Origin of the sequence: Streptomyces sp. NPDC102490 (genome assembly GCF_044765285.1) — a bacterium.
Classification (GTDB): Bacteria; Actinomycetota; Actinomycetes; order Streptomycetales; family Streptomycetaceae; genus Streptomyces.
Map to the genome: position 1 here is coordinate 521389 of NZ_JBIWJU010000002.1, position 13093 is coordinate 534481.

At 71.5% G+C, this 13093-nt stretch carries 6 protein-coding genes and 1 pseudogene; all 7 read left to right on the top strand.

What is annotated here, in order from left to right; genetic code table 11:
- Positions 1–42 precede the first annotated feature (42 nt).
- The 7 genes and pseudogenes from ACIRGB_RS05835 (at position 43) to ACIRGB_RS05865 (ending at position 13092) form a co-directional block, all read left to right on the top strand.
- A complete protein-coding gene (locus tag ACIRGB_RS05835) occupies positions 43–4017 on the top strand; it encodes a PglY protein (protein WP_403859008.1) in 3975 nt (1324 codons plus the stop codon).
- Positions 4017–6845: a BREX-2 system phosphatase PglZ gene (pglZ, locus tag ACIRGB_RS05840; RefSeq protein ID WP_403859010.1), complete on the top strand. Its 2829-nt coding sequence runs from the start codon at positions 4017–4019 to the stop codon at positions 6843–6845. Before ACIRGB_RS05835 ends, pglZ begins: the two co-directional genes overlap by 1 nt.
- Complete coding sequence (brxD, locus tag ACIRGB_RS05845) at positions 6842–8173, top strand: BREX system ATP-binding protein BrxD (RefSeq protein WP_403859012.1); 1332 nt, start codon at positions 6842–6844, stop codon at positions 8171–8173. The genes pglZ and brxD overlap by 4 nt, the downstream gene beginning before the upstream one ends.
- A complete protein-coding gene (locus ACIRGB_RS05850; RefSeq protein ID WP_403859014.1) occupies positions 8170–10293 on the top strand; it encodes a DEAD/DEAH box helicase in 2124 nt (707 codons plus the stop codon). Before brxD ends, ACIRGB_RS05850 begins: the two co-directional genes overlap by 4 nt.
- Positions 10294–10427: 134 nt before the next feature.
- A pseudogene (locus ACIRGB_RS05855) lies at positions 10428–11163 on the top strand (HAD family hydrolase).
- 63 nt (positions 11164–11226) lie between these two features.
- Positions 11227–12129: a radical SAM protein gene (locus tag ACIRGB_RS05860; RefSeq protein ID WP_403859016.1), complete on the top strand. Its 903-nt coding sequence runs from the start codon at positions 11227–11229 to the stop codon at positions 12127–12129.
- A gap of 552 nt (positions 12130–12681) precedes the next feature.
- Positions 12682–13092, top strand: a complete 411-nt coding sequence (locus tag ACIRGB_RS05865; RefSeq protein ID WP_403859018.1) for a hypothetical protein — start codon at positions 12682–12684, stop codon at positions 13090–13092.
- Position 13093: the final 1 nt, after the last annotated feature.

The window sequence follows — 13093 nt, forward strand, 5'->3', positions numbered from 1 at the left end:
TGTCCGGGCCGGCCGCCAGCACAGTGAGGGAATGATCGCCTGATGTCGACCACAGAGCTGTTCCTCCGGGATGTCATCGACATCAAGGAGGACGTCCACGCGGGCGATTTTAAGGTCGACCTCTCCCAGGGCTTCCACGAGGCCGACGAGCGGGTGGCGGAGTACGTCGTCACCGAGCAGTTGCGGAAGGCGTTCCGCAAGGCGCTCGGCATCGTGGCCAAGGCCGTCCGTACGGGCGACTCGCACGCCGCCTACCTGCACGGCTCCTTCGGCGCCGGTAAGAGCCACTTCCTCACCGTGCTGCACGCGGTGCTGAACGGCCACGAGGGGGCGCTGGACAAGCCGGGGCTTAAGGAGGTCGTCGCCGAGCACCGGGACTGGCTGGGCGGCAGCCGGTTCCTGATGGTGCCGTATCACCTGGTCGGGTCGACCGACCTGGACTCGGCGCTGCTCGGCGGGTACGTCCACACCGTGCGGGAGCTGCACCCGGAGGCGCCGACCCCGGCCGTCTACCGGTCGGACGCCCTGCTCGCCGACGCCGACCGGCAGCGGACGTTCCTCGGCGACGACGACAAGTTCCGGCAGTGGCTCGGCGCCGGGGCGACGGCCACCTCCGGTGGCGCGGGCGAGGACGACGAGGACGACCTGCCGGGCATCGACGGCGGAGCCGACCTGCCGGGTGCGGGCGGCTGGAGCACCGCCGAGCTGGACCGCGCCTTCGCCGCGCCGCCCGGCAGCGAGGAGCGGGAGCGGCTGGTGTCGGCGCTGCTGACCGGGCCCATGGCCGCGTACACGCAGGCCGCCCGCGGTGACGCGCAGTCCTTCATCCCGCTGGAGAACGGCCTCAAGGTCGTCTCCCGCCACGCGCAGTCGCTCGGTTACGACGGCGTCGTCCTCTTCCTCGACGAGCTGATCCTGTGGCTCCAGGCGCACATGGGCGACCAGGACTTCGTCCGCGACCAGGTGCAGCGACTGGTCAAGCTGATCGAGTCCGCCGACAGCGGCCGGCCGGTGCCGATCGTCTCCTTCATCTCCCGCCAGCGTGACCTGTCCCAGCTGATCGGCTCCGACGTCGCGGGCGCCGACGTGCAGAACCTGGAACAGCAGGTCGACTACCTCGCCGGCCGGATCGACGTCGTGGAACTGGAGGACAGCAACCTCGTCGAGATCATCAAGCACCGTGTGCTCGCCCCCCGTCCGGGCATGGAGCAGGCGCGCGACGACGCGTTCAAGCTCGTGGAGTCCTCGCGGGACGAGGTGCGGCAGGTGCTGCTCGACGCGCAGGGACGCACCGAGGCGAGCTGGGACGACTTCCGCACCCTGTATCCGCTGTCCCCGGCACTGCTCAACGTGCTGGTCGACCTGTCCGGTGCACTGCAGCGCGAGCGGACCGGCCTCAAGTTGGTGCAGGAGCTGCTGCGGCGCCACCGCGACGACCTGCGGCTCGGCCAGCTCATCCCGATAGGCGATCTGTGGGACGTGATCGCCGAGCGGACCGGTGAGGCGTTCACCGCGAAGCTCCGCAAGGAGTCGGAGATCGCGCACCGCTTCCACGCCCGCGTCCGCGAGCACCTGCTGACGAAGTACGGCTCAGCCGACGACAAGCGCTTCCAGACCGACGAGCGCCTGGTCAAGACGCTGCTGCTGGCCTCCCTCGCGCCCAACGTGCCCGCCCTGACCCGGCTCACCGGCGGCCGACTCGCCGCGCTGAACCACGGCACCATCAGGACCCGGGTGGGCGACGCGGGGGCTGTCGCCGTGAAGCGGCTGCAGGAGCTGCAGGCCGAGGGCTTCGACGGCGAGCTGCGCAGCGAGGGCGACCCCGCCGACCCGGTCTTCCACCTGCACCTGTCCGACCTGGACGTCGAGCCGCTGCTGGAAGAGGTGCAGGGCGTCGCCGACCAGGACGGCTACCGCCGCCAGTGGATCAAGGACCAACTGTGGGCGGCGCTGGGCATCCCCGACGCCCAGGCGTTCGTGTGCGAGCGGACGGTCGTCTGGCGCGGCACCAAGCGCACCGTCGAGTTCGTCTTCGGCAACGTCCGCGACCCGCACCTGCCGGACGCCGAGTTCGCCCCGCAGACCGAGGGCAACATCCGCTTCGTCTTCGACTACCCCTTCGACGACCACGGCCGCTCGCCGATGGACGACGTGCAGCGGGTGGAGCGGATGAAGCGCGCCGGGAAGACGGCGCCGACGATCGTCTGGCTGCCGCACTTCCTGTCCGAGCAGAAGGCCCGCAGCCTCGGCCGCCTCCTCAAGATCAACTATCTGCTGGAGCGCGACCGGCTCGACGACCACACCGCGACCCGCCCCGCCGAGGAGCGCGTCCAGATCCGCAACCAGCTCAAGGCGTCCCGCGACAGCCTGACCACTCAGCTCGCCGACGCGCTGCTCCAGCTCTACGGCATCAACCGGGCCGAGCCCGGCACCGCCGGCGCCGAGGTCCCCGAGGGCCACCACCTGATCTCCCTCCAGCCGGGCTTCACCCGCACCCGGCCCGAACCGGCGGTCGGCTTCGAGGAGAACCTCCTCCTGCTCGCCGACGGGCTGCTCGGCGCCCGCCACCCCAAGCACCCCGACTTCGACCCGCGGCTCACCCGCAAGGCCGTCACCACCCGCGAGCTGAAGACCGCGCTCGAATGGATCACCAGGGCGATGGAGGACGGCTCCCGGCGCGTCGTGGTCGACAGCCAGCAGATCCCGGTGGTCCGCCGGATCGTGCACGCCCTCCAGCTCGGTGAGGTCCACGACGGGCCGCTCAACGTCACCACCGACTGGCGCCTGCGCATCAACAAGAAGGCCGCCGAGACCCCCGACGCCGGCCCGGAACTGTCCGTCGACGACATCCGCCGTTGGATCGAGGACCTCGGCTACACCGGCCTCGACCGCCACGTCAGCAACCTGATCATCGCCACGTACGCCCTGCTCGACGACCGCACCTGGGTTTATCAGACCTCGCCGTTGCCCAAAGCGCCGGAGCTGGAGCGGATCGGCCCCGGATACGGGCTGAGGGCCGTGGAACTGCCCACCGAGGACGAGTTCCACACCGCGCTCGGCCGCGCCGGGACGATCTTCGGCAGGACCGTCTCCCGGGTCCTGTTCGCCCGCAACGTCGCCCGGCTCGCCGAAGGCGTGCGCGCGGTCGCGGAGGAACACCGCGTGGCCCTCGGCGAAGTGCGCACCCTCCTGACACAGCACGCCGCCCCCCTCGAGCTGACTGGGCCCGGCGGCGCCGATGCGCCCCGTCTGAAGTCCACCAAGGCCGCCGCCGACCTCGTCGCCCGGCTGCTGCGCACCACCGAACCGGCCGCGTGCGTGCGGGAGCTGGCCGCCGCCGCGTACGACGTGACCGACGAGGAGATCGCGGGCGCCCTGCGGCACGCCCCGGAAGTGGCCGCCGCGCTGCGCGGCACCCAGTGGTCCCTGCTGGAGGACGTACGCCGGGACCTCGCCGTACGACAGGACAGCCTCGGCGAGCGGGCGGCCAGGTTCCTGGACGAGGTGCACCGCACCGCCCGCGAGCACGAGCAGACCGTTTCACTCGTGCCCGTCCTGGACCGGCTCCCGGACACCGTCATGGCCCTGATGCGCGAGGCCACCCGCCTCGCCCAGCCCGCACAGCCGTCCACTCCGCCCGTGGCACCGGTCACCCCGGAGCCGACCGCCGAGGACGTCAGCCTCACCGACCACGGCAAGCCCTCCGTCCCCTCGACGCCCACGCCGGACCGGCCCTCCACGCCGGACGACGCCTCCCGCGGCCAGGGTGGCGCGCAGACCGCCGTCCCGGGCCAGACCGGTCGCAGGCAGACCGTCCACCTCGTCGAGCCCACCCAGTTGGAGGCGACGCTGGCCACCACGGTCGCCGGGATCGACGCCGAGATCCGCGCCTACCTCGCCGCCCACCCCGGCACCCGCATCCAGGTCACCTGGCAGCCGGTCTCCGACACGGGGCCCGATAAGGGCGGTTCCGCCGGAACCGAGCCGGAACCGGGCGGCGAAGGGACCGCCGGCTGATGGCCCCGGCCCTGCCCCGGGTGGGCCGCCGTACCGTCGAGGCCCTGCTCGCCGCGAACGCCAAGGACTTGGGCGAGCGCAGCCTCGTGCTCGTCCACGGCCAGTACGCGCCCGGCGCCCCACCCCGGTTCACCGTCACCCTGGACGGCGAGGCGCGGCGCGTCCACGTACGGAACGAAGCCTCCGTCCTCGGCGTCGTCGCCGCCCTGCGCGCGCACCGGAACGCAGCCGCCTCCTCCGACGTGCTCGTGGTGACGACGGGCGTCGACGACGAGCAACTCGGCTGGGACGTGCGCGGCAGGGCCGTACGGCGCAAGACCCTCACCGTCGAGAACGCCGAGGTCGTCCTCCAGCGCTTCGGGGCCACCGGCTTGGACCCGCGCATGTACCGCGAGCGGTGGTTGCTGGAAGCCCTGGTCGAAGCGGAGCCCGCCGAAGACGGCTGGCCGCGCGTCGGCGGAGTGCTGACCCGGGACGCGGCACTGCGCGCCCTGACCGCCGAACGGCTCGGTCTGCGCGCGGCGCACGGCTCCTCGGGCCAGGACGGGCAGGTCACCCTCGATGCCGACGCCCTGCTCGCCTGGTCGCGCACGCCCGCCGGTCCCCGGCGGTTCGCCGAACTGAGCGCCACCGAACGCGCCGAACTGAAAAAGTGGCTCGCGGAGGTCGCGGGACCGGCCGTTCCCGTCCTGCTGTCCCTCGCCGAGGCCGGACTCGGCCACGACGCCCTGCCGCTCGGACTGCTCGGCGCCGCACTGCGGGACCCCGCCGCCCAGCCCGACACGGTGCTCGCCCTCGGCGGACTGTTCGGGCAGGTCATGCCCCGGCGTTCGGAACTCGCCGTGTTCACCGACGCCGTGGAGGGAATCCTCACCCGCTGGATCGCCGACGCCCGCACCAGCCAGGACGCCCGTCGGCGCGTCACCGCCGTACTGGACCGGGCCGACGCGCTGGCCGACAAGGCGGGCCTCACCCCCGGCCTCACTGCGAGCCGCTTCCTCCCCTCCAGCTTCACCGCGCAACTGCGCCGGACCGTCGCGGAAGCCCTCCGTTCCCCGGCCGCCGGTCAGGCCACGCTGGCCGACCTGCTCGGCCACGCCCTCGCCGGCCTCCGCCCGGACCACGTCCAGGCCGCCGAGACGGCCGTACGGGTGGCACGCTGGCTCAGCGGCCCCGAGTCCGCCGTCACCGGCGTGGCCGCCGCCGTACGGGCCCACGTATGCGACTGGGGCTGGATGGACCGGGCGCTCACCGTGCTGTGGGCGGGCGACCCCGACGGCGACCTGGAGACCGGCCGGGACCTGCGGACCCTCTACGAACAGGCACGTGAGCGCAGACAGCGCCTCGATCAGGAGTTCGCCCCAAAGCTCGCCGCTTGGGCCGCGCACGCCACCGCCCAGCACCCCGACGGCTGCCTCGTCGTCGAGAACGTGCTGGACACCGTCGTACGCCCGCTGACCGCCCAAGCGTCACCGCTCCTCCTCGTCCTCGACGGCATGAGTAGCGCGGTCGCCGCCCAGCTCGGCGAGGAGGCGGAACGCGACGGCTGGCGCGAGATCGTGCCGCGCCCGGAGGCAGGAGAGATTCCGGCACGGCTCGCCGCCGTCTCGATGCTGCCCTCGATCACCCGCGTCAGCCGTGTCTCACTGCTGACGGGTGAGGCAGCTGATGGCGGCCAGTCGACCGAGACGAGCGGCTTCACCGCCTTCTGGAAGCGGCGGCGCAAGGCGGCGGCCCTCTTCCACAAGGCCGCCATCGGCGGCGAGGCGGGCCACGCGCTCTCGCACGAACTTATGACCGCCCTCGCCTCGGACGCCGTGGTGGGCGTGGTCCTCAACACCATCGACGAGGCACTGGACAACGGCCGGCACGGCCGCGGCACCACCTGGTCCCTCGCCGACGTCACGCACCTGCGCGAACTGCTCGCCGCCGCCCGCAGCTACGGCCGCCCGGTCGTCCTCGTCGCCGACCACGGACACGTCCTGGAGCGCGGCAGCAGCTCCGACACCCCGACGGCCGCCGCAGAGGGTGCTGCGTCCGCCCGTTGGCGCACCGGTGACGCCGCAGGCGAAGGAGAGATCGCTGTCCACGGCCCGCGGGTGCGCGAGGGCGGGGGAGCGGTGATCCTGCCGTGGCGCGAGGACATCCGCTACACCGGACGGCGCGCCGGGTACCACGGCGGAGCCTCCCTGGCCGAAGTCACCGTCCCGGTGCTCGTCCTGCTGCCGACCGGGGAGGAGGCCCCGAAGGACTGGGTGCCGCTGCCGCGCGAGTTGTCCACGCCGGGCTGGTGGCGGTCGCACGTCACTCGTGACGTTCCTGAGTCCGCCGCCATTACCGCTGATCAGCCGGAGGTCTCCTCGCCTGCGCGGCCCCCGGCGCCCTCCGAGCGCGCGCCGGCCGCCGAGGCACGGCCGTCCGCCCGGACGGAAACCGGACCGCCGGTGGCCGAGTCGCTGGGCAGCACGGTGGTGAGCAGCGAGGTGTACGCGGCCCAGAAGGAGTACGTCCGCAAAGCGCCCGAGGCGAAGGTGGTGGCCGCGGTCGTCGACGCGCTCGTCACAGCGGGCGGGACGATGTCCCCGGCCGCGCTCGCCGCGGCGATCTCCGCGACCGGACGGGTCCGCCGCAACATCGAGGGGTTCGTCGCCACGGTGCAGCGGCTGCTGAACGTCGAGGGGTATCCCGTCCTCGGGTTCATCGACGGCGGGCACGCGGTCAAACTCGATGTACCGCTCCTGCGCGAGCAGTTCCTGCCGAAGCCGAAGGACGACGAAGCGGACGGGCAGACGGACGAGCCGGCGAGCCGGGGGGAGGAGAAGGCGTGACCGACCCCGCCTCCGTGAGCGCGGTCCGGCGCCGCGAGGTCATCGACGCCCTGCGGCGCGGCACCGTCCCGCAGTCCGGTCTCGACCTGTTCGCGGTCGGACTGGACCGGTTCGAAGCCGCCCTGGACGACGACCTGGCCACCGTCACCCGCGGCGGTGCCGCCTTCCACGCCGTCCGTGGCGACTACGGCTCCGGCAAGACCTTCTTCGCACGCTGGCTGGCCGAACGCGCCAAACGCGCGGGACTCGCCACCGCCGAGGTGCAGATCTCCGAGACCGAGACACCGCTGCACCGGCTGGAGACCGTCTACCGCCGGCTCACCGAGCGCCTGGCCACCGCCACCCACCAGCCCAGCGCACTGCGCGCGGTCGTCGACTCATGGTTCTACACCCTGGAGGAGGAGGTCCTCGACGGCTCGGAGATCGACGAGGACGACGAGGAAGCCCTCGCCGAGGCCGTGGACACGCTGATGGAACGCCGGCTCGCCGACGTCGCCCGCACCACGCCCGCGTTCGCAGCCGCCCTGCGCGGCTACCGCCGTGCCGTCACCGCCGGGGACGGCGCCACGGCGGAAGCCCTGATCGCCTGGCTCGGCGGCCAGAAGTCCGTGGCCGCCTCCGCCCGCCGGGCCGCCGGAGTGCGCGGAGACCTCGACCACTTCGCCGCGCTCGGCTTCCTCCAGGGCCTGCTGACCGTGCTGCGCGACTGCGGCCACCCGGGCCTGCTCCTCGTACTCGACGAGACGGAGACCCTGCAACGCGTCCGCGGCGACGTCCGGGAGAAGGGCCTCAACGCACTGCGCCAGCTCCTCGACGAGATCGACGCCGGCCGTTTCCCCGGCCTCTTCCTCGTCATCACCGGAACCCCCGCGTTCTACGACGGCCAGCAGGGCGTCCAGCGGCTCCCGCCCCTGGCCCAGCGGCTCGCCACCGACTTCACCACGGATGCCCGCTTCGACTCGCCCCGCGCCGTCCAGCTCCGCCTGCCCGGCTTCGACCTGCCGCGCCTGGGGGAACTCGGCCGGAAGGTGCAGGACCTCTACCGGGGCGCGGCCCGCCACCCCGAGCGGGTCACCGCGCGGGTCGACGACGCCTACATCGGCGAACTCGCCACCGCCGTCACCGGAGGTCTGGGCGGCAACGTCGGCATCGCTCCCCGCGTATTCCTGCGCAAGCTCGTCGCCGACGTCCTCGACCGCGTCGACGAGTTCGAGGACTTCGACCCGCGCAAGCACTACCAGCTCACCCTGTCGGCGGGCGAGTTGACGGACACCGAGCGCAACGCCGCCGCCGACCGGGCGGACGACATCGAGCTGGACCTGCCGTGACCACCCCCGACGGCCTCGAACCGGCGCTGGTCCACCACATCGTCAACACCCTGGGCTGGAAGGACCTGCGTCCGCTCCAAAAGGCCGCCGTCGCCCCGCTCAGCGCGGGAGACGACGCCCTGCTGCTGGCCCCGACGGCCGGCGGCAAGACCGAAGCCGCCTGCTTCCCGCTGCTGTCCCGGATGCACGCCCAGGGCTGGTCCGGCACATCGGTGCTGTACGTGTGTCCGCTCAAGGCGCTGCTCAACAACCTGCTGCCGCGCGTGGAGACCTACACCGCCTGGCTCGGCCGGACCGCAGCCCTGTGGCACGGCGACACACCAACCGGCGCGCGGCGGCGCATCCTCGCCTCCCGGCCCGACGTGCTGCTCACCACCCCCGAGTCGCTGGAAGCCATGCTGGTCAGCGTCAATGTCGACCACGCGTCCTTCTTCTCCGGCCTGCGGGCCGTCGTCGTCGACGAGGTCCACGCCTTCGCCGGCGACGACCGCGGCTGGCACCTGCTCGCCGTACTGGAGCGCCTGCAACGCGTCGTGGGCCGCTCCGTGCAGCGCGTCGGCCTCTCCGCGACGGTCGGCAACCCGGAAGCCTTGCTCACCTGGCTCCAGGGATCCGGTGCAGGCCGGCGCCCCGGACGCGTGGTCGCGCCCCACCTGGCCGAGGCACAGCCGACGCCGGCCTCCGTACCGCCGGGTGACATCCAGCTCGACTACGTCGGCTCGCTCGACAATGCGGCCACCGTCATCAGCGCCCTCCACCGGGGGGAGAAGCGGCTCGTCTTCTGCGAGTCACGGCGCCTGGTCGAGGAACTGGGCGCCAAGCTGCGGGCCAAGGGCGTGACCACGTTCCTCTCGCACGCCTCCCTCTCCCTCGACGAACGCAGACGCGCGGAAACCGCGTTCGCCGAGGCCCGCGACTGCGTCATCATCGCCACGAGCACCCTGGAACTGGGCATCGACGTCGGTGACCTGGATCGGGTCATCCAGATCGACGCTCCCGCCTCGGTCGCCTCCTTCCTGCAGCGCCTGGGCCGCACCGGACGCCGCCCCGGCACGACCCGGAACTGCCTCTTCCTCACCCTCGACCAAGGCGGGCTCCTGGCTGCCGCGGGACTGTTGCTCCAGTGGTCGCGAGGCTGGGTCGAACCGGTCACAGCGCCGCCCGAACCCCGGCACATCGTCGCCCAGCAGCTGCTCGCCCTTTGCCTACAGGAACACCGCGTCGGAGACCGACTCTGGCAGGAATGGTGGAACGGCCTGGGACCGTTCGGAGGGTCGGCCGAGCCGATCGTCCGCCATTTGGTCGACGTGGGATACCTGGACCAGGACGGTGGCATGCTGTTCATCGGCCCTGAAGCCGAACGGCGTTTCGGCCACCGCCACTTCATGAACCTCACTGCCGTCTTCACGGCACCGCCGCAGTTCACCGTCCTGCAGGGCCGTACCGAGATCGGCCGCACCGCCCCCGCTCTCCTCACCGAGCGGGTCGCCGGCCCCCGCAGGCTCCTCCTCGCCGGCCGCAGCTGGCAGGTCACCTACATCGACTGGCACCGCAAGCGCTGCTTCGTCGAGCCGGTCGATGGCGGCGGAAAGGCCAAGTGGACCGGCACCGGTTTCGGCCAGGGCACCTCGTTCGAGGTCACCCGTGCCGTATGCGAGGTGCTGCTCGGCACGGACTCGCCCGTCACCCTGACTCAACGTGCCACCACGACGCTCAAGGAGGCGCGTGAGGTATTCCTGGAGAAGGTTCACCCGGGCGGCACATTGATCGTGCGCGACGAATCAGGACAACTTCGCTGGTGGACCTGGGCAGGCCACCGGGCGAACGCGACGCTGGCCGCCACGTTGGAGGGGATCGCGGTGCCAGCCCAGCGCATCAACGATCACTGGATCCGTCTGCGGGAAGACCTCACGCCACCGGTGTGGAAGGAAGCCCTGAGCGAGGCTCCGGACCGGCTCTGCCTTCCTGCTGTCGACGAACGGGCGGTGCGAGGACTGAAGTTCGGGGATGCGCTGCCGCCACGCCTGGCGGAGGCGACGCTGTCGGCCCGACTGGCGGACCTGACAGCCGCTACAACGGTACTTGCCGAACCTGTGCGTTTCGTCGCTGCTTATACGTAAAGTGGTTCGGCCGAGCACGGTGCGCAGTCGGTCGTTCACGGAAGCCATCGAAGCGGTGCGGCACATGATCGCGCAAGGACGTTTCGGGACGTAGTCGCTGAAGCGCACCCCCGCCGAATGCCTACTCTGGCGCCATGGAGCTCTTCGTCCTGTGGGACATCGATCACACCCTCGTCGAGAACGCGGGGGAGAGCAAGGAGATCTACGCCGCCGCCTTCTCGGCCCTATCGGGACACGAGCCTACGGAGCCGGCACGCACCGAGGGGCGTACCCGATCGGCTGATCATGCGCGACATGTTCGTCCGCGACGGACTGCCCGTACCCGACTGGCACTCCGTCGAGACGGCGCTCGCCCAGGCGGGGGAAGCGCGCCTGGGCGAGCTGTGCAGGCGCGGGGCCGCCTTGCCCGGTGCCCATGAGGCGCTGAAGGCCGCCTCCGCCCGCAGCGGTTGGGTCTCCTCCGTCCTGACCGGCAACATCGCCGCCAACGCCCGTGTGAAGCTGTCGGCGTTCGGCCTCGAATCGCTGCTGGACCTGCCGGTGGGCGGCTACGGAGCGGACGCCGAGCTCCGTCCCGAGCTCGTCGCGGTCGCCCGTGAGCGAGCGCAGCGGCTCCGTGGTGTCCGGGCCGACGTTCCCGCCGTCCTCGTGGGGGACACCCCCCGTGATGTGGAGGCCGCCTTGACCACGGGGTGCGGGATCGTCGCCGTCGCCTCCGGTATCCACGGTCGCGCGGAGCTGGCGGCGGCCGGCGCACCCGAGGTTCTGCCCGACCTGGCGGACACCAAGCGCCTTCTCGGCGTCCTGGAGTCGTTCACAGCTGATGGAAAACGTCCCGGGACGTCCTCGAGTCGTCCCCGAACGCGGTGACGAGGTCCCCGGGCGGACGGTCAGGATCGGGTTCCCGAAAGGCAGTCAGCCGAAGGAGCCCAAGTGATCAGGGAAGTCACCGGGATCAGGAAGATCCGGATGCTGTACCTGCAGCTGCTCTACCGCTGCAACTTCACGTGCCTGCACTGCTTCCACGGCAAGCGGCTGCAGTACGCGGACGCCTTCACCGCCGAAGAGGCCGCCGGCCTCCTTACCCTGATGCGGGACGAGTACGGCACGGAGGCCGTGACCCTGCTCGGCGGGGAGCCGTTCGTGCACCGGGACCTCGCACAGGTCGTCCGCAACGCCAAGGAGGAGCTGGGACAGCGCGTCGAGATCTGCACCAACGGGTATCGGATCGAACGCCGACTGACCGAGATCGCGCCGCACCTGGACCTCCTCAGGGTTTCCTTGGAGGGCGTCGGATCGACCAACGACGGCATCCGCAGGTACGGCAGCTACCAGAGCGCCCTCAACTCCCTGAGCCTGGCGCGAGACCTCGGTGTTCCCACGGGCGTGACCATGACCGTGACCTCGCGGAACATCGGCGAGGTACTCCCCCTCGCCGGCATTCTGGCGCGGCTCGGGATCCGGCAACTCAAGCTCCACCACCTGCGGCCTGTCGGTAATGCTGCCGACCACCCCGAACTGCTGGTCACCGATCCGGCCTCCTACGGCCGACTCCGCGAAGAGCTCGCGGCGGCCGAGTTGCCTCTGGAGGTGATCGTCGACGAGGACCTCTCCGAGCACGGCGCCCCACAGCTCTGTGCCCCGATCGGCGGCCCCCGCGAGATCGACCGCATCGAGGCCGACCCGCGCGGTGCGCTGACCATGTCCTGCAAGGCCGTGGGCAAGGACTCCCATGCCTTCTGGTACGAGAAGACCGCTGGCCGCATCGTCCACAAGCCCTCTGCTGCGGATGAGCTCGCCCTCGCGGTGCCGGACGTGGTGTACGCCCGTGCCTGACCACCCGCGATTCGAGAGCCTCGAAGGCTTACGGGGCACCGGCAAGTCGACCATCGCCCCGATGCTCGCCGCCGCCCGAGACGCCGTCCTCATCCCCACCGTGCCGGCCCAGTACCAACCCCTCAGGCACGCCGTGGACGAACGGACCAACGCCGACGCGCGGATGTGCCTCTACCTCTCCGCGCTGTTCGCCGCGGCCGAGGAGATCCAGCACCACCTCGACGCCGGTGTCCCCGTAGTCGTCGAGAGCTACTTCGCCCGGTGTCTCGCCACCCACCGGGCCCTGGGCGCCCGGCTCGGCGTCACTCTGCCGCGCTGGCTGCCGACCCCCGTCGCGTACCACCCTCGTCTGCGCCGACGACGAACGCCAGCGCCGCCTGGCGGCTCGGAACAAGCCGGCGACGCGTTGGGACGCACTGATCGAAGCCGTCACGGACCGGGTGACGGACGCCTACGCCTCCTTCCCGATGCGTTGCGTCGACACCACGGGGCGCAGCCCCGAAGAGGTCCTCCGTGTGATCACAGAAACCGACAGGCAAGGAGCGAACCACCGTGCAGACCCAGAGCCTGTGGGAGCACACCCTCACCTTCTTCCCCCAGTTCCTCGCCACGCTGCGCGAGCGCGTCGCCCCTGACGCCACCGTCGTGGTCGTCGGCGCGAGTGACGGCAAGTTTGTCCTGCCTCTCGCCGCCGCCGGGTACCGCGTCGTCGCCATCGAACGGGACGCGCTCGCCCTGCACGGAGGCGAGGTACGCCTTCCGGGTGACAGCGGGGCCCACGCGATGGGCCTGATCGATCGGCTGAAACTCGAAGAACTCCATTCCCGTGTCCAGGTGATTGAGGACGACTTCCTCGAGGGTGAGCCCTTGGAAGGGCAGTGTGAGGCGGTCTGGACGAGCTGCTCGTGGCACTACAGTGCCAACCACCACCGCCCGCTCGCCGAGTTCGTCGACCGCATGTAAC

What these genes read in the sequence shown, in the direction of transcription:
- pglZ (WP_403859010.1), top strand. Translation starts at nt 4,017, where the DNA reads ATGGCCCCGGCCCTGCCCCGGGTGGGCCGCCGTACCGTCGAGGCCCTG.
- ACIRGB_RS05835 (WP_403859008.1), top strand. Translation starts at nt 43, where the DNA reads ATGTCGACCACAGAGCTGTTCCTCCGGGATGTCATCGACATCAAGGAG.